The sequence below is a fragment of the Thiobacillus denitrificans DSM 12475 genome (assembly GCF_000376425.1).
GTDB classification, from domain to species: domain Bacteria; phylum Pseudomonadota; class Gammaproteobacteria; order Burkholderiales; family Thiobacillaceae; genus Thiobacillus; species Thiobacillus denitrificans.
In genome coordinates this window covers 25,009-40,936 of record NZ_AQWL01000017.1, presented here as the reverse complement: position 1 = coordinate 40,936, position 15,928 = coordinate 25,009, and the positions used below count along the sequence as shown (strand labels likewise).

The window sequence follows — 15,928 nt, the reverse complement described above, 5'->3', positions numbered from 1 at the left end:
TGATACCCCAACTTGCGGGGTGTGTTTCGCTTCCCGGTTGACCGCTATGCTGACCAAATCCTGCCTTCGCGGCCAAATGCATCGATAACTGGCACCAATGGATGAAACCGACCACGGTTTGACGCCACGAATCGCAGATTTGAAAGTGAACAGGAAAGTCAATGAAATCAACGATCTACCAACACCACCTCCGCGCCAGTGCTAGCTTTTCGTACCGTCACTTATTGCACTGAAAACGAGGAGACCCCGCTTCAGCGTGATGGAGTCACCGTAGATGAGGCCAACGTGCGAATCCAGCAGCCTGTAGCCGGTCTCCGTCATGACGCCACCGAAGGTTTCCCACAGGCATTCGACCGCACCGCGGGCTTCCGCTTCGCTGATCCGCTTCAAGCTGTAGCCTGGCCCATCGCGGTTCTGGACGAATGCATACACCTGTCCGTCGGGAGTCCGGATCGCTTCCTGCCCGGCCATATAGGCGTTGTCGACAGCTCGTTTGTGACTAACGCTGTCCACTTCGGCGATCAGGTAGCCTGTGAGGATTTTCACAGGGTCACCACTGTCCGGGCGAAACACTACTTTCGCGAATCCGTTCTCGTCCGGGGTGCGCCCAAGAATTTCTGCCTTCAGAGCAGGCGCGATACGGGTGATAACGTTCCAGAAATCGAACGAGTCGGACACAACGGAGACGACTCCGCTGGGGATGATCTCCGTGACCAGCTCACGAATGACTTCCTGTTCAGCCATGGCACGCAGCGTTGCCTCGGAAACACCGGCGTTCGAGGGATCTGCCGCCAGCCGCTGGGCGATGAGCAGGATCCGCAAGGTCATCACGCTGTGTTCGGTCGCCGGTACGGAACCGCCAACCAGTTCCTTCTCGGAATCAGCTCCGTAGTATTCCTCCAGATAGTCGATGGCCGGAATCGTGTCGGTTCCCGTGAACGACAGAAGGTGGCCGGCACCACTCCTGGCAGCATCATGCACGCCGGACATGCCGCGCATCGAGAAGTCGTGCCCCTGCCACGGCACAAATGCTTCCGGCGAGCCGGTCATGCGTGCAAAGTAGGTCAGGAGCTTCCGAAACTCGAAGGCGATCGTGGCCGTCGTCGCCGGTTTCCAGCTTTCGCAGCTGAAAAGCGTCTCGAAGTAGGTCGACACCCAAGGAAACCGGTCGTCGGTATTGATGAAAACCACCGGCGGCACCTTGACGTTGACGCGCGAGCCTTCCGGGAGGGAACGGATCTCCAGCGGGAGGTAGCCAAGGTCGTGCAGCGCTTCGAGGTGGCTCATACGCACGCGGTTCACGCCAAGCGCGGTGTCCATGCGGCGCTTGTAGCGGCGGACCGCAGTCTCCTTTGGCTGCCCGAAGAATTCCCGGTTGAAGGTCTCGATGAGAAACTCCTTGATAAACCCGGTCACGCCGAACCACACCACTTTGTCGTCGAAGAGCGGCGACGCGGTGACCGGCGCGTGCTTCGCAGACCGCGGCGTGAAGTTGGCGACGAGCGTCGTGGTTTCGTCCGGGTACATGCCGGGGTGGCCTGTCTTGTAGAAGTCAGCCATGTTGAAGGGGCTGGACTGGGGCACACGATTTAAGGGCATTGTGTTCATGGTTGTAGCCTCCTGTTGAAATTAGCCGGATCAGCCCAGCTGGGTTTCGAGCGCGGTGTCGCGGCAGTGAGCCGCGAACACCCGGTCGTACTTGGTTTTGAGGGCGTCGAGTCCACGTGTGAAGAGCCCGTGGGTCACGTACAGGTAGAGCGGCTGGCTGGTTTTCGCCCGCAATGCGTCCGCCAGCAGCAGGAAGGTGCCGCCGGCGTCGCACAGGTCATCGATCACGAGGAGCGGGCGCTCCGGCAGCGCATCGGGCACTCGGGTTCCCGACAGCTTTCCGCTCACCAGGTCGCGCACCTTGTCTGCGTACACCACCTCGGTACCGTACGCGCGGGCCAGTTCGCCCACGCGCTTGCGCGCCCCGGCGTCCGGTGCCACGAAGGCGCACTCGCGCAGCAGTTGCGCCTGGCCCTTTCCGGCAACCGCAGCTTTGAGCAATGAACTGGTCGGAGTGACGCGCAAGTTATCGATGAGTGCAGGAATCACATCGCTGTGCGGATCCCACGCCTCGACACTGGCGAAGCCCTGGCTGTTGATGAGGGCGGCGAACACCTTGGCCGAGAGCGCCTCGCCGGGTACCGCAACGCGATCCTGCCGTGCGTACGGGACGTAGGGCATCACCAGGCGCACCGTAGCGCCGACCGGTATTGCCCGGCGCAGGGCATCGGTCGCGAGCAGGAGGTCCATCACGCCGGCGGCGTCGTACAGACGAGCTTCAATGCCCCATGCGGCGAACCGGTCTGCAATCTCCAGCATCGACGCCGGCAGGCGCACATGGCGTTCACCACCTGGGAACGAGAAGGCCTCGACATCGAAGGCAAGTCCGCTCCCGGAGGGTTCATCTGGAAAAACTCGAAGAAGATTCATGGCGCACTTCCTTTAGTTGTTAAATGCATAATACATCAAAGTGCAGGAAACAAAGACTAAAAACACAGATTTTTTCGTTCAGGCTTTGTCTGTACTTCGATCCGCAATAAAAAACCCCACCGGAACAAGTCCTGACGTGGGGTTGGGAGAGATTACTGAGTATCAGGACGAGCCTGACATCCTTCGGAGAAAACAACAGCTTTGGGATTGGCATGAGACAGCAAGGCCCACCACTGCGGTTCATCCTTCAGTTGCAGATGACGATCTGACAGGCCATCGTTACTGGAAACGTGAATCTCCAGGCACCGATCGCTTGCGAGCATCTCCTTCATGATGCCATCCTCCCAGCATCGCGTCTTGCGGGCGACGATATTGAGATGGGATAGATCCAGAGCGAAATACAGCCCGGAATCCAGCAGCCAGGCATATTCCTTCCAGTCCTGAATCAGCCAGGTTTCGCGTTCTGGATATAAGCCCTCGACTCCGACCAGGCAGCCGAACATATCGATCAGCCGACTCACGTTGTCACGCATTTCACTCAACGTGGCATGCTCGCGGCGGCCGGCGTGAACCGTGTAGGCGGTAGCGCCCAGTTTTCGGGAAAGCCTTGCGGCCTCCCTGAACCAGCGCCAGTCGCCGACGTACGAAGCGTCATGGATCACCCGCCGGTTGCCCGGACCGGTGGATTCCACATTGCCGCGCAGTCGAACCGATGCATGTAAACGGAAACGGGTATCCGGGAAATCCGCCAGCAGCCGGTCCACCAGCTCGTCGTCAACACGCGTCGGGTGCTGCGGGCACAACTGGACTTCGGCGTGGCCGAGACGACCCAACAACGGCTCCTCGATTCCCCTGTGAATCAGGGCGACGGCATCGTAGTGCTTCTTGCCGGGAAGGCAGGCAGTTGCGGCCTGGGTGTTCATTGATGGCACTCCCAGGTCCTGGCGACCAGCTTGCCCACCGCGGCGCCGTCAATCTGCTCGCCTTCCAGCAATGCCTTGAGATCCGACCTGCGAACCTGAACCATGAACTCGTCCCGGTCGTCGCGGTACGGCGCGAAGCCGTCGTAGATGTCCCATTCGGAGCCATCTTCGATGGCCTCCTTCAGGATATCCGCGTAGCCGTCTGCATCGATTTCTTCGCCGCCCTGGTCCTCCAGCACCACGCTCTGCACGCCGTTGACGAACACGAGGTCGGTGACGGCGACGTTCTTCGAGGTGAAATAGTTATTGTCGTCGTATTGCTCGGACGTGGACATCTGCAGAATGAAGGACTCCACCAGCGGATGCTCGACCAGGAGCGATGCGATGAACGCGCCGGCCCAGGCCTGCCCCATGTCCTTCGATGCCATTTTGTCGATCATGCCGATCGCATGGTAGACGCTCACCGGGCCTTTCGGCTGGATCTCGTCCTTATCGCGATCGTAGACGTACACCGCGCTGGCGACCATGTCAGTCAACAGGGTTTCCGCCATCCGGCCCAAGGACTCATCGTCAGACGCGACGGACTCGAGGAGGCTTTTCGCCATGGAGACGGCTGAGGCCTCGTTGTCCTTTTTCAGACGGTCGACCGTTTCCTTGAGCAGGGCTTCGTGAGTTTCAGAGGTTGTGAGTGTGAGGCTGAGTAAGCCACTACAGACCCAGTCACTATCTTTGTTCTCTGGTTGATAGATGTCGTAAACGACGAACATCGTCTGTCTGGAAGCCTTGATGCTCTCGACAACGATCTCGTTGTTGCTGCCATCGTCTCCAGCATTCGGGATGGAGCAGGTGTACTCGCCTTTCCGCTCAACTTCGGACGGATCGCGGTACATGTCGATCAGTTCATAATTAAAACCATTGCCACGAAACTCAACGGTATTTTCACTGACTTCGTTTTGATCGATATCGCCATCGTCCAGGCAGAAAAGCTGATTTGCCATTTCGATGACGGGCACGACCTCGGGGGTCGCTTTCACTTGCGTTGCTTGGGACATATTCATTCTCCATGCAAAAGCCAGATCCGACGGATCTTTCAAGCCTTGCAAGAGAAATTGATTCTCAAGGCGATATAACGCGCTGTTACTGCAGAATTCTAGGGTTGGGTATTGGACAGAATTCCGTCCAGATCGCAGTCCAGGACGGCCATCAGGCCTTCGATGATCTCGGGATTGAAGAGTTTGGTTTTGCCGTCGATCAGGCGCCCGAGCTGGCTGACCGATGTCTGGACGCCGATACCTTCCAATCGCCTGACCAGCTCCGTCACCGTACGTATATCACGCTCGGCCATCGTAACGCGCACACGCCACACAAGCTTTCTGCCGGAGAGTTTCTTTGGAGGCTTTCCCATGGAGGTGGGTGTCTCATAAATACAAACATTTTGCATAATACGCAAAATAATTGCATTTACCTATTGCATCAGGATTGCAGGACGTGGATACTAGCCGGACTTAATTAATTACCGGCGGCTTCGTGCCGCCCCTTATTGGAAAGAAAGCAATGGCAGTTCTGAGTTCAACCCTATCGAAGCACGCAAGCGCAGCCAGCCATGGCACGCGCGGCCGCTTTGCGTCCTTTGCCAAGTGGCAGGGACTCGATCTCGTCGAGCGCACAGCCTCTATTGGCATGCAGTCCCCCGTCAATCCGTGCGGGATTTATGCCAATGAAGGTTTGCAGTCCGGGAGGGTGACGATGTAGTCGCCCTCGTAATCACCCGATTACGCCTGAGAAGGCCCGGACGAGCGAAAGCAGTCCGGGCCTTTTGCATTTCTGGCCCTGTAGTACCGGCCCGTTGGGGTCGAGCTCTTTAACAATTTGGAAGTGTGGTTTCACTGATGACGGGCGGTGGGCTTAGAGGCAGCCACCCGATAATGAGTGAGCACGAGGCGGTACCCGCGAGGGCCCGGGCGGTAGCAGCCCGGTCGCTGGGGCGGGGCCGGGAAACCGAGCGGCTCTTTGGCGTAACAGCACGCCGTCATCAGGGATGCGGAAATAGCTCAGCTGGTAGAGCGCAACCTTGCCAAGGTTGAGGTCGCGAGTTCGAAACTCGCTTTCCGCTCCATAGGCCTGTATCTGGTCACTGGCATGTTGATCCTCGTAAGCACGGGGGGAATGCATCAGTGGTGTAGTCGGGTGCAGGCCTATGGAAACCGCGGGTAGAGGGCGCCGGCAGCCCGCCTGTCTCATAAGCAGGAGATACAGGGTTCGACTCCCTGTCCCGCAACCGTTTGCGACACGGGGCGAGCACGTCCCCCGGGAGGTTCCGCTATGAGCCTTGCCCGGCCCGATAAACACGAGGCCGGTGTCGTTCCCGTCTGGGCGACGTGTCGTCAGTTGAACCGTTCGATTTCTGGTTGAGATCCCCGGCCTTTCAAGCCGGTCAGATGGGTTCGAATCCCATACGGTTCGCCAGTTTGCGCAGTGGACGTGTGGTACCGCATCGGCAACGGCAGGCGTGAGCAGCGTGTCGCCGAGCGATGAATGGCGTTGGCCCAAATCCGATGAAAGTGTGGCGTTGTTGCTCCTGCGATAAGCGGCGCGACACCGAGGGGAATCGAGGGAGAAAACACGGTACCGGGATGTTCGCCGAATCCCGCAAGAATCGGCCCGTATTGCGAGGTAGTGAGTAGTGGGTAGCTCGGCGGGCTCATAACCCGCAGCCGCAAGGCCCGGTCGGTTCGAACCCGACCCTCGCAACCAGGATTTACTGTGAAGCCCCTGAGTGGGATACACGGCGCTGAGCTGGTGTATGTGGTCGTCGTTGGCCGCGAGTAGCAGGAATCTGCATGCCGCACAGGCACTCTCGTGTGCGACCGTCCTTCGAGTCCGGCATGCAGTATCGGGGCAAGTTACGGAACTGCGCTTTCAGAGCGGCGTGGTTTCTTTGGGTGTCTAGTCCCGTAATGGTATCGGGGGGAGACTGTAAATCTCTTGTCACTGGCCTTCGCGGTTCGAGTCCGTGGGCACCCACCAAGTTCAAAGCGGGTTGGTCATGGCGACCAGTTGGCCTTCCAAGCCGACGCTGGCGAGTTCGATTCTCGCAATCCGCTCCATGTTTTTGAGACTGCGGCACTCGTTGACGCCGCACCCGGCAAAGGGTTGTAAGCAGTAGAGGCAATCCGGGTCGACGGCGAATGGAGGGGCTGGTCGGCCGTATCAATCACTATCGTTTGCTATCGAATTGATAGTAGCGCCGCTGTAGCTGAGACGGATTAGCGCGTGCCTGAAGAGCACGAGAGGCAGGCTCGTTACCTTGCCGGCGGCACCAGATTGGCCTCGCGGCCCACGCATCGCAGAAGGTGCGGGGAGCCTGGCAACCGGCATGCCGGCCGCGACGAATCAGCGGTCGCGACATGCTGCAGGATCGGAACCTGCGAATTTTCAACTACGAAAGGAGGTGATCCGTGCATCACAAACGAGGGAAAGCCAAGGGCAGCCGATCGGGCTGCCTGATGTGCAAGCCCAACAAGATGACCGGCTGGCCCAAGCACAAGTCGCTCGGGCACGTCGGCTTCGGCAAGATCCGCCGCGAGAGTGCGGCGCAACTCGACATCAAGGAGTCGTAAGGATGAAACGAAAGAGTCTGGCCCCGCGGAATCCCTTCGTCGCGGCGGCCCTAATGAAGAAGGCTGGCAAGCACGGCAAGACCGAAAAGGCCTTGCGGCGCGCAGCCCGGATGGAAACACAGCAAGGGTCTTTGGCCGAGTGGAAAGGCAGCAGGCTTTTAACCTGTACCAGGTGAGTTCGAATCTCACAGGACCCACCAGCTGACCAACGAAAGCGGATTCGCGTCTGTTTCCGTTGTTCAGTTCCCTGGTAGTTCAGCGGTAGAACGCGCGACTGTTAATCGCGATGTCGGTGGTTCGATCCCACCTCGGGGAGCCAAGATTCAGCAACGCAGCGGAGCTTTGAAAGAACCAACCGATTTCTTTTAAAAGCTTGCCGGGGTTTGTAAATTATCTTTCACGGGGGTGTAGCTCAGTTGGGAGAGCGCCTGCTTTGCAAGCAGGATGTCGTCGATCCCGTCCATCTCCACCAAGGTTCGAAGTTTTGCCGCCTGGGGCGGATAAGCGGTCGCAAGATCGTGAAAGCAGCAAAGCCTACATAGCTGCGCCAGCAATGGTCAATCCAGGCAAGCCTCACCCGCCCAGCGATGGGTTCTTCGGCGATAAGAGCGCCGGAGATAGCGGGGACGCGGATGCGTGGGAAAGGACGCTTGTTCACGTGCCGGCCGCAAGGTCGGGAACACGGGCAAGCGAAGAGCAGCGGGTGGTGCCGCGCTCCACGTAAAACCAATCCGCCAGCCAGGAGGGTAAAGGGTAGCGATCTTGTCCGAGACGGCAATCGAGGGCTCGACCGCAGATCCAGAGGTTCACGGGCTGCCTGCAAAGGCGGAACGTAATCTTGAAGATCCGTTGAGTAATCGGCAGATGAAAGACATTCGGTGCGTGGCATATCGCATCCCAAAAGGGTGTGACACCACAGGCTGCGCGCATCGAGTAGGTTGCACATAGCTCAGCTGGTAGAGCACCTCCCTGTTAAGGAGGCGGCCGACGGTTCAATTCCGTCTGTTGCTAAAAATGCAAAGACGCAGCCGGTGTATCGCAAAAGTGGCTTAACCCTGCAGCCGCAAGGCAATGCAGGCTCTGGACGCCCGCAAGGCGAAAGGAGTTGATGGGAGTCCGCACGGTGGGTTCGCAGCCCTTCACGGCCCGCAAGGTCGACGGTAGGACGAAGATCGAGTAGTGATACGCGACAGGTGACATGCCTCACCTCAACAAAGGCAGCCACGCCGGTTTACCGCTTTTGAAGTGGTGGACACGTCGGCAACGCTGGCCGCAAGCCATCGGTAATCCGACAAAAGAATCGGCAGGCAACGTGTAGTCTCAGCGTTCCACTTCTTCATGTTGCGACGAAGGAAACGAACGTCGCAACCACACGCCGGCATAGCTCAGTTTGGAAGCAGCGCCTGCCTTGTAAGCAGGAGGTCCCGGGTTCGAGGCCTGGTGCCGGCACCATCCGTGTGTAGCGCAGTCTGGCAGCGCACCTGTTTTGGGAACAGGGGGTCGGGAGTTCGAGCCTCTCCACACGGACCATTCAACGCCGGGATTGACTCCCGCCCAGTCAGCGGGCCCGGCTCCATCACTGAACGCATGGGGTTGGCCCGTGTGTTCAATCATGGAGAACGACCCCGGCCGGCGCCGGGCACCGCCTTGAAAGCGGTTGGACCGGGCGACCGGTTGCGGGTCGGCACCAGCCGTTCTCCTCCAGAAGCAACGACGACGAAAGACGGGGTTCGCCACCCTTACCCCACCGCACAGGGGAGCAAAACGCGCCAGCTTGGTTTCGGGACGGCAACCCGGACAAAGCCGGCGGTCGCGTGCGGGTTGCCCGATTTACCTGATGCATGGCAGGCCAAGGCCATGCAGTCCTGTCCCAAGGATCATTCACGCCAGAACGTGAAGCCGATGAGGATCGTTGCCTCACCGCGGGTGCCGATCGACGGGAAATTGGGAAGCAGTTGTCAGCGGAAGGAGAGGTGCCGGAGTGGCCAAACGGCGCACGTTGGAAACGTGATGGTCGCAGAAATGCGGCGCCAGGGTTCGACTCCCTGTCTCTCCGCCAGTATTCCTCCCCTGGTCGCCGGGGTTATATGGCGTCTGGCCGAAAGGCCACCTATTCACAGTAACTCAATGCCAGCGGGGTCACCTGCTGCGAACATAGAGTCCGGTGCACAAGCCCAGGCCGAGGATGGCCAGCCGGAGGTTCTGGCTCAAATGCCAGCTGTGTGGTGGGTACGAGGGGCGTAAGTCGCACCGGTTTGTCCGGCGCAGCCCACGATTTCGTCGGGATGCTTAGCTCAGTTGGCAGAGCACCGTCTTGATAAGGCGGGGGTCGCAGGATCGTTCCCTGCAGCATCCACCATTCATGGCCCGATAGCTCAATTGGTAGAGCGTCAGTCTCCAAAACCGAAGGTTGGGGGTTCGAGACCCTCTCGGGTCGCCATGTTTCAAACCGGATCCGTCCGGTTGTTCAACCGCAGTTCGACAACACAGGAGGTCATCATGAAGCTGCTCATTGAAGTGCGCCCCGGCGAAGGGGGCGAGGACGCGAAGCTGCTGGTCAACGACCAGGCTTCGATTTACGCGCGGTTTGCCGAGCGACACGGCGCCAGGGTCGACGTCGAGGACCGGGGTCATCTTTGACCTCCTCATCGAAGGAGAAGGTATCGACCTCCTGCTGAACGAGGCCGGCGGACACCGGTGGCAGCGTGTGCCGCCCACGGAGCGCCGTGGCCGCGTGCACACCTCTACCGTGACAGTTGCGGTCTTCGAGATCGTGCCGGAGGAACGCTGGACGCTAAAGCAATCCGACATCGAGACCTTCACGACCAGGGACACCGGGCCCGGAGGTCAGCACCGCAACACCACAGATTCCTGTGTGGTCATGCGCCACCGGCCAACCGGGATCGAAGCGAAGGCCGCGGCAAAGTCGCAGTTCCAGAACCGGAAGACCGCGCGCGCGATGCTCGAAGCAAGGGTGCGTGCCGTGATGGATGCACGGACAAGTCAGGATCGCGCTCACGACCGCCGGCGCCAGCTCGGATCCGGGATGCGAGGTGACAAGATCCGCACGTACCGGCTGCAGGATGACCTCGTGACCGACCATCGAACAGGTCGCAAGGCGCGGCTTGGGAAGATCCGGGACGGTCAGCTTGAGGCCCTGTCTGCCTGATCGAAACAAGGAAGGATGCCGGAGAGGCCAAACGGCACGCACTCGAAACGCGATGGTCCCGTACCACGGGGCACGAGGGTTCGACTCCCTCTCCTTCCGCCATTTGCCCGTAGCTCAGTGGACAGAGCGCTGGCCTCCGAAGCCAGAAGTCGCGCGTTCGATCCGCGCCGGGCAAACCACACCACCTCGCTGTAGCTCAGATGGACCAGAGCGCAGGACTACGAATCCTGAGGCCGCACGTTCGAGTCGTGCCAGCGAGGCCAGATTGTCGAAGCCTGTAACCAGGCCCCGCCACCCGGGGAATGTGGCTCTGCGTGCTGTACTGCAATCTGTATGCACAGCTAGGACGTCGCCGAATCGACGCGTGCTACCCCAGTTGCGGATGACTGCACGTGACAAGTGGAATCCGATGCTGGCGAGAAAGTCGCAAGACGTGCTGCGAGACAAGGCAGTGCGCACGAGGAAGGTTGGCAGAGCGGCGAATGCAGCGGATTGCTAATCCGTCCTCCGGTCACACCGGGGGCGTGGGTTCGAGTCCCACACCTTCCGCCACGCGCGCTTAGCTCAGTTGGTAGAGCGCCTGCCTTACAAGCAGGATGTCGGCGGTTCGACCCCGTCAGCGCGCACCAGTTTTCAGTCGCGGGATGGCCGAGAGGCAAGGCGCCTGGTTCTGAGCCAGGAACACGCAGATTCGAGTTCTGCTCCCGCCGCCACACACGCAGTTTTTCTCCGTGCTTATTGCATGAAAGCAATACCCAACACGCCTCGTTAACTCAGCGGCAGAGTGCCCGCCTGTCTAGCGGGAAGCCAGGGGTTCAAGTCCCCTACGAGGCGCCATTCACAATCTATTCAGAATCTGAACTGACGCTGAGTAGATGCCGCCGACTTGGCTCAGCTGGTAGAGCAGCGCACTCGTAACGCGCAGGTCGTCCGTTCGAATCGGACAGTCGGCACCAGATCATTGCCCAGGTGGTGGAATCGGCAGACACACCACTTCGAGAGGGTGGCGGCCGCGAGGCCGTGCGAGTTCGAAGCTCGCCCTGGGCACCATATCGGGGGAGCAGCGAGAAGAGGGTGCTGGCAGCCTCGAACGAGGGCCGGCAGACCGTGGGAGATCATCCACACCGTCTCCGCCAAACCACACCAAGCCGATCTGAAGGGAATTTTGGCATACCTCCCATCTTCAGAAGTTGGGGTTTCTCGGTTCGAGTCCGAGGGTCGGCACCAGATTGCGAAGCTGACGGGAATTGGCATACCTGGCGTACTCAAAATTCGCTGTTTCCCGGTTCGACTCCGGGGCTTCGCACCACGGACAGTGGCGCAATCGGCAGACGCCCGCGCCTTAAAAGCGATGAGCCCGAGAGGGATGCCGGTTCGACTCCGGCCTGTCCGACCACCTGCCCATAGCTCAGATGGATATAGAGCAGCCGCCTTCTAAGCGGCAGGTCGACCGTTCGAATCGGTCTGGGCGGGCCACAAACACATGCCCCTGTAACTCAGCGGAAAGAGTCGCCGTTTCCTAGACGGCTGGTCGGGCGTTCGAGTCGCTCCAGGGGCGCCATTCAAAAAACTGCATCCCGGTATGAACGGGCACCCCAGCACAGGCTGCGCTGGGGTGTCGGGTGCGGGCACGGAGGGCAGCGCTTCGTGCCTTGCGGACAGTGGTCCATGCCCGAAAGCTGGTGCCAGGTGACGAAAAGCCTCCAATCCAGCCAGTCGCCCCATTCGACAATAATTTCGTAACCCGCGTAATAAAGGCGTAAATCGTGCGCGCGGCACGACAACAAAGTCGTAAACGCATTACGCATAGCGGAGGCGTCGAATCAGCCTTCCTCTTGATCACGGTTCAGGGCCTGTAGCTCAGCGGTTAGAGCGCGGAGCTCATAACTCCAGGGTCGCCAGTTCAAGTCTGGCCAGGCCCACCATTACCGCGCGGTGGCAGAGCATCGATGCACCGGTCTGCAAAACCGGACTACGCCGGTGAGATTCCGGCCCGCGCGTCCAGTTTCAACCACAGGGGGTTCGTCTAGCGGCTAAGACTCCGGACTTTGACTCCGGCAACCCAGGTTCAAATCCTGGATCCTCTGCCACGCATTCAGGCGGATTCGGCCTCAATCTGTTCCAGCCGTGCTGTGACCTCTCGCTTGCCCATCTTCCGGACCGTAGCGATCGCGGCCAGTTGCTCGCGGCGCGGATTTGCGCCTCCCTCCCAGTTGTAGATCGTCTGGGCAGAGACGCCAATCAATGCTCCCATTTTCTCTGCCGACAGCTCGAGCCGCTTGCGCAGTGCGCGAAAGCCATCCGGCCGAAAACGCAGCTTGGATTCCGCTTCCGTGGTGCCGGTGACCACTGCCTTCTTCGGCGCCGCTTTTTCCAAACGGGAGACCTGCTTTTCCAGGGTATCGATGCGCCGCTTCAAGGCGGCGATATCCGAGCGGTAGCGGCCAGAGGCCTTCTTGAGGGCTTCGGTTTCGCTGCGCAGCTCCTTGCGAACCAGGCGCGTAATTTCCTCTTTCAGAACGGTGGCGATATTCGGCAATTCGGGTTCCTTCAACGCACACAAAAGTCTAATGGTACAGGTTCCACCTTTTTCGGCATGCGATTCGCGGGAGACGCGGACGGAAGTCCTGCACCAACATTCACCAGAACCGGGTTATCCGGTCATCACAAATCACCGGTCGTGATGTCGCGACGATGAAGCATCAATGGCGACCATAGCTCAACGGAAGAGCGCGTGGTTGTGACCCACGAGGTCGACGGATCGTCCCCGTCTGGTCGCCCCACCAACAATGAGATTAATCATGAACGAATTCCATTTTTGGACCGCAGGCGTTCCTGTCGAACATGACGACCTGCAGCAGCTGCGGAACTTCGCATCGTTAGCGATCCTATCCGAAACCACGCTTCCAAATTGTTGGGGCCTCCAACATTGAGAAGACAACATGACCCAGATCCTGGCTTTGGACATCGCTGGCAATCCGTTCCGGTGGCTCGACATCGATCGTGCCATTCGTTACGTCGCGACCGGTAAGGTCGCCTGGTCGCTTGGCGCCGACCCGATGCGCTTTTTTGGGGGCACCCAGCGTGCGACCGGCCTGCGTAGCGAGCTCGATGTGCCGCCTGTGATCGCCCTGGCCAAAAGCGAGGGCATGGTGCGTCACGCCCGTCCCATCCCGCTCGGCGACGACAATGACCCGCTGTTCCGGCGCGATCGGCACATGTGCGCGTATTGCGGCGGCGTTTTCGGCAAGCGGGATCTCACCCGCGATCACATCATGCCGAAGGCCCGGGGTGGCAGGGATGTCTGGGGGAACGTGGTGACCGCCTGCCGGATCTGCAACAATGTCCGAAAGGGATGCCGGACGCCGGAAGAGGCGGGCATGCCGCTGCTGTTCGTTCCGTACGAACCGTGCGTTTTCGAGGGATTCCTGCTCGTGGGGCGGAACGTGCTCGCCGACCAGATGGAGTACCTGGCGGCAAGGCTACCGCGCCATAGCCGGGTGCTGGCGGCTTGAGGCTCCTTGACTCCTGGATCAGAATTGAAGTCACTATAATGAGGACATGATGACATCTGGGAGGCACGATGGGCCAAGCTAAGCGTCGCGGCACTTTTGAGCAAAGAAAATCTCGCGTTACCCAGTCGCAGCTTGAAGCCGCTATTGACGGAGGCGTGCTCAAGCACTACGCCTTTGTCATTGATCGAAGCGCGAGGGGCCGCCAAGTGATCGATGCATTGCGCACCGGTCCTGAAGAAATGCGGGCACGTATCAATCATCCGGTCTTCAATCAATGGGAGGCCTCCCAATACGAATTCCTGGTGATATGGGGTAGCTTCGGTTATACAGGCGGGCTAACTCTGTTAGCCAGGGATGTCGACGAACTCGTTAATGCGGCCCTGCCTGCGGTTGTTGATCGAATCCACGAAAAGGATGACGGACTCTGCTCATTCATGTTCGGGGTCAGTCCAGATATTGCACAATCTTTGCAGGACAAGGTTGCGGAATTGCAAGCCGCTGTCGGCAACGTAACCATCAATCCTAGCACCTACCATGCAGCCGATTCGACAGGCATGCTTGATCTCGCGACCGCAAAAACCGGCCGTGAAGTTGACATGGATTTTGTTCAAATCCTCGATCAAAAGGCCTTTGATGAAGTTTCAAATGTCATGATGCGATATGCGGCCATGATGCTTTCGCAAGATAAGGAAATTGGCTCAACCGACTTCAAAGTCTCCGGATGGGTTCAAGAAGATGGACGTCTTACCGTCGAGTGTAATTTCCCTGGCGCGAAGCGCTTGATAGAGGTTGCTAAAGGCCAATGGCGTGAACTCACGCCTGCCATGTACCGCGAAGCTGTTGAAGGAATCTCAGCCAGGACCGACCCGCAAGAACTCAGTGAGCTTGTTGGTTCGATGGCTGAACAGCTTGTTTCAGTGAACAGTGCACAGAAACGACAACGCGAGGAAATGAACCATCTTATGGAGGGTGCGGAGCAGGGCTTGATGCTATTCGATCGATCAGCCAACAGCCTGGCCGCCCTCAAAAGTTTCGCCGATCAAGCTGGATACTTTCGTGGTTCGGCTGATAACTGGCTCGCCTCGGATGAACAGATATACATCCTCAGTATTGGCGCCAATGCAGAAGCCAATTGGAATACCTCAATCAAAGAGGCTGATTTCGATATGGAAACCTTATTGGCCGAATTGATCGAACACTCCATCAATCCGAGTGCAACAGTCCTGACTTGCACATTCGGAACGTTCGAATATCGCCAACACTTGAACGATGTCTGGCGACAACTCGGAGGCAAAGCGCTCTAGTAAGTCGAATCAGCCCCAACCTCGAGTCAAGACGGCGTCCATAGATTAGGTCTCCCTGGCCGCTACGGCCGCTGTTGCCCAATCCCCGAGGTAGCTGTTTGTCTTGTAGGTCTTGATTTTTCGGGGGTGGGCGTTTGCCCACTGCACAAGACTGATGAAGGCCGGGCTCACGTAGAACCTTGACGGGAGGACGTAAAACGAGCCCCCCATCCATGGCGGCGAGTGATCACCAATGGTTCCCTCGATCCCCAGGGCGGGCGCGCCGATCCCAAACTCCATCGCGAGCCTCTTGATTGCGTTTTCGGACAGTTCCCGAAGATTGATCCGCGGTTGGAGTGGGTCATATTTGCATATCGCCCATTCCTTCGCGTTGCTTTCTTTCAGATACCGTGGACGGGTGCGGTAAATCTTGCATACGCCAAGCGAGACATCGTCCTCGTAGCCCCCGATGTTGCTTGGTCTTTTCTTCGCGATGTATGGTCCTCCGCTGTCTACGCAGCCGAGGAAATGAATGCCATCGATCTCGACGTGATGGAATACGTCGCCCTTTGCTGGATGGTTTATTACGGAAACAGCGTCATGCTCTGCTATCACAGACTCCATCATGGCGATGTGGTTTCCCATCTCTTCGTCGCTTGCAGGGTTCACTTGCAACTCAAAATGGTGGTTGTTCTTTTCACCTTGCTTGGCGCACCACAGGACGTGGAACCAAGATTCATAGCCAGCTTCCGATGCAGCGCGTTCAAGCGCTTCCTGGTGTGTGAGGTCCGAGGCGTGCTTGATGCCCTTTGCGGTGGTCTTGAGTTTTTCGACAGCGGTGGCGGTCGTTGGAATGAGCTTCATGAAACACCCCTTTCAAGCCGCGGAGAATTCGGTGCCCACTTCCGAGAATCCCGCGAACAAAAGGGAGTGTGATCTG

The 15,928-nt window shown here is 58.8% G+C and carries 13 protein-coding genes and 31 tRNA genes; 36 read left to right on the top strand and 8 right to left on the bottom strand.

The window, feature by feature from the left end; genetic code table 11:
- Positions 1-201: 201 nt before the first annotated feature.
- From B059_RS19670 to B059_RS20545, 5 genes are all read right to left on the bottom strand, one after another.
- Positions 202-1,608: a nicotinamide phosphoribosyltransferase domain-containing protein gene (locus B059_RS19670; protein ID WP_157273817.1), complete on the bottom strand. Its 1,407-nt coding sequence runs from the start codon at positions 1,606-1,608 to the stop codon at positions 202-204.
- A 30-nt stretch (positions 1,609-1,638) separates the two neighbouring features.
- A complete protein-coding gene (prs, locus tag B059_RS0117355; protein WP_018079497.1) occupies positions 1,639-2,478 on the bottom strand; it encodes a ribose-phosphate diphosphokinase in 840 nt (279 codons plus the stop codon).
- A gap of 152 nt (positions 2,479-2,630) precedes the next feature.
- Positions 2,631-3,401 (bottom strand): apurinic/apyrimidinic endonuclease family protein, encoded by a 771-nt coding sequence (locus B059_RS19665; RefSeq protein ID WP_018079496.1) that lies wholly within the window; start codon positions 3,399-3,401, stop codon positions 2,631-2,633.
- Positions 3,398-4,453 carry a hypothetical protein gene (locus B059_RS0117345; protein WP_018079495.1) on the bottom strand — a complete coding sequence of 352 codons (1,056 nt, stop codon included), beginning with the start codon at positions 4,451-4,453 and terminating at the stop codon, positions 3,398-3,400. The genes B059_RS19665 and B059_RS0117345 overlap by 4 nt, the downstream gene beginning before the upstream one ends.
- Before the next feature lie 98 nt (positions 4,454-4,551).
- Positions 4,552-4,806: a helix-turn-helix domain-containing protein gene (locus B059_RS20545; RefSeq protein WP_211206939.1), complete on the bottom strand. Its 255-nt coding sequence runs from the start codon at positions 4,804-4,806 to the stop codon at positions 4,552-4,554.
- 635 nt (positions 4,807-5,441) lie between these two features.
- Here B059_RS20545 and B059_RS0117335 point away from each other — a divergent pair.
- The 10 genes from B059_RS0117335 to B059_RS0117295 all read left to right on the top strand — a co-directional run bounded on the left by B059_RS0117335 (position 5,442) and on the right by B059_RS0117295 (position 7,340).
- Positions 5,442-5,517 (top strand) — tRNA-Gly (locus B059_RS0117335).
- Between the two features lie 89 nt (positions 5,518-5,606).
- Positions 5,607-5,679 (top strand) — tRNA-Met (locus tag B059_RS0117330).
- Between the two features lie 112 nt (positions 5,680-5,791).
- Positions 5,792-5,867 (top strand) — tRNA-Glu (locus B059_RS0117325).
- A gap of 201 nt (positions 5,868-6,068) precedes the next feature.
- Positions 6,069-6,155, top strand: a tRNA-Met gene (locus tag B059_RS0117320).
- Positions 6,156-6,341: 186 nt separating this feature from the next.
- Positions 6,342-6,428: transfer RNA gene (locus tag B059_RS21020), tRNA-Tyr, on the top strand.
- An 8-nt stretch (positions 6,429-6,436) separates the two neighbouring features.
- A tRNA-OTHER gene (locus tag B059_RS0117315) sits at positions 6,437-6,508 on the top strand.
- Between the two features lie 139 nt (positions 6,509-6,647).
- Positions 6,648-6,723, top strand: a tRNA-Phe gene (locus tag B059_RS0117310).
- Positions 6,724-6,859: 136 nt separating this feature from the next.
- Positions 6,860-7,021, top strand: a complete 162-nt coding sequence (locus B059_RS21015; RefSeq protein WP_018079493.1) for a hypothetical protein — start codon at positions 6,860-6,862, stop codon at positions 7,019-7,021.
- A 125-nt stretch (positions 7,022-7,146) separates the two neighbouring features.
- A tRNA-Lys gene (locus B059_RS0117300) sits at positions 7,147-7,221 on the top strand.
- 44 nt (positions 7,222-7,265) lie between these two features.
- Positions 7,266-7,340: transfer RNA gene (locus B059_RS0117295), tRNA-Asn, on the top strand.
- A 46-nt stretch (positions 7,341-7,386) separates the two neighbouring features.
- Here the strand turns inward: B059_RS0117295 and B059_RS21010 are convergent.
- Complete coding sequence (locus B059_RS21010; RefSeq protein ID WP_157273815.1) at positions 7,387-7,575, bottom strand: hypothetical protein; 189 nt, start codon at positions 7,573-7,575, stop codon at positions 7,387-7,389.
- Between the two features lie 820 nt (positions 7,576-8,395).
- On the opposite strand from B059_RS21010, the gene B059_RS0117280 reads away from it, so the two are divergent.
- From B059_RS0117280 to B059_RS0117180, 23 genes are all read left to right on the top strand, one after another.
- A tRNA-Thr gene (locus B059_RS0117280) sits at positions 8,396-8,473 on the top strand.
- Position 8,474: 1 nt separating this feature from the next.
- Positions 8,475-8,551 (top strand) — tRNA-Pro (locus B059_RS0117275).
- Positions 8,552-8,988: 437 nt separating this feature from the next.
- A tRNA-Ser gene (locus B059_RS0117270) sits at positions 8,989-9,080 on the top strand.
- Between the two features lie 224 nt (positions 9,081-9,304).
- Positions 9,305-9,380, top strand: a tRNA-Ile gene (locus B059_RS0117265).
- A gap of 5 nt (positions 9,381-9,385) precedes the next feature.
- Positions 9,386-9,461 (top strand) — tRNA-Trp (locus tag B059_RS0117260).
- A 59-nt stretch (positions 9,462-9,520) separates the two neighbouring features.
- Positions 9,521-9,661 (top strand): PCRF domain-containing protein, encoded by a 141-nt coding sequence (locus tag B059_RS21005; protein ID WP_018079492.1) that lies wholly within the window; start codon positions 9,521-9,523, stop codon positions 9,659-9,661.
- Complete coding sequence (locus B059_RS20540) at positions 9,609-10,190, top strand: peptide chain release factor-like protein (protein ID WP_272867473.1); 582 nt, start codon at positions 9,609-9,611, stop codon at positions 10,188-10,190. The genes B059_RS21005 and B059_RS20540 overlap by 53 nt, the downstream gene beginning before the upstream one ends.
- Positions 10,191-10,199: 9 nt before the next feature.
- Positions 10,200-10,292: transfer RNA gene (locus B059_RS0117245), tRNA-Ser, on the top strand.
- A gap of 1 nt (position 10,293) precedes the next feature.
- Positions 10,294-10,369, top strand: a tRNA-Arg gene (locus B059_RS0117240).
- Positions 10,370-10,375: 6 nt separating this feature from the next.
- Positions 10,376-10,453 (top strand) — tRNA-Arg (locus B059_RS0117235).
- A 198-nt stretch (positions 10,454-10,651) separates the two neighbouring features.
- Positions 10,652-10,742 (top strand) — tRNA-Ser (locus B059_RS0117230).
- A gap of 1 nt (position 10,743) precedes the next feature.
- Positions 10,744-10,819, top strand: a tRNA-Val gene (locus B059_RS0117225).
- A gap of 133 nt (positions 10,820-10,952) precedes the next feature.
- Positions 10,953-11,027, top strand: a tRNA-Asp gene (locus B059_RS0117215).
- A 43-nt stretch (positions 11,028-11,070) separates the two neighbouring features.
- Positions 11,071-11,146, top strand: a tRNA-Thr gene (locus B059_RS0117210).
- A gap of 7 nt (positions 11,147-11,153) precedes the next feature.
- Positions 11,154-11,240 (top strand) — tRNA-Leu (locus tag B059_RS0117205).
- Positions 11,241-11,337: 97 nt separating this feature from the next.
- Positions 11,338-11,417, top strand: a tRNA-Leu gene (locus tag B059_RS21000).
- Between the two features lie 4 nt (positions 11,418-11,421).
- Positions 11,422-11,499: transfer RNA gene (locus tag B059_RS20995), tRNA-Leu, on the top strand.
- Positions 11,500-11,586 (top strand) — tRNA-Leu (locus tag B059_RS0117200). It abuts the tRNA gene before it with no gap.
- A 1-nt stretch (position 11,587) separates the two neighbouring features.
- Positions 11,588-11,666, top strand: a tRNA-Arg gene (locus B059_RS0117195).
- Between the two features lie 9 nt (positions 11,667-11,675).
- Positions 11,676-11,751, top strand: a tRNA-Arg gene (locus tag B059_RS0117190).
- Between the two features lie 288 nt (positions 11,752-12,039).
- Positions 12,040-12,115 (top strand) — tRNA-Ile (locus B059_RS0117185).
- A gap of 4 nt (positions 12,116-12,119) precedes the next feature.
- Positions 12,120-12,194 (top strand) — tRNA-Cys (locus tag B059_RS20990).
- A gap of 11 nt (positions 12,195-12,205) precedes the next feature.
- Positions 12,206-12,280 (top strand) — tRNA-Gln (locus tag B059_RS0117180).
- A gap of 5 nt (positions 12,281-12,285) precedes the next feature.
- Here B059_RS0117180 and B059_RS0117175 read toward each other — a convergent pair.
- Complete coding sequence (locus tag B059_RS0117175) at positions 12,286-12,729, bottom strand: helix-turn-helix domain-containing protein (protein ID WP_018079490.1); 444 nt, start codon at positions 12,727-12,729, stop codon at positions 12,286-12,288.
- A 169-nt stretch (positions 12,730-12,898) separates the two neighbouring features.
- Here B059_RS0117175 and B059_RS0117170 point away from each other — a divergent pair.
- The 3 genes from B059_RS0117170 (at position 12,899) to B059_RS0117160 (ending at position 15,009) form a co-directional block, all read left to right on the top strand.
- Positions 12,899-12,973, top strand: a tRNA-His gene (locus tag B059_RS0117170).
- Positions 12,974-13,132: 159 nt separating this feature from the next.
- A complete protein-coding gene (locus B059_RS0117165; RefSeq protein WP_018079489.1) occupies positions 13,133-13,705 on the top strand; it encodes an HNH endonuclease in 573 nt (190 codons plus the stop codon).
- Positions 13,706-13,773: 68 nt separating this feature from the next.
- Positions 13,774-15,009, top strand: coding sequence for a hypothetical protein (locus B059_RS0117160; protein ID WP_018079488.1), 1,236 nt, complete (start codon positions 13,774-13,776; stop codon positions 15,007-15,009).
- 45 nt (positions 15,010-15,054) lie between these two features.
- On the opposite strand, the gene B059_RS0117155 is transcribed toward B059_RS0117160, so the two are convergent.
- Entirely contained in the window at positions 15,055-15,852 is a 798-nt protein-coding gene (locus B059_RS0117155) for a hypothetical protein (RefSeq protein ID WP_018079487.1), read from the bottom strand.
- Between the last annotated feature and the right edge of the window lie 76 nt (positions 15,853-15,928).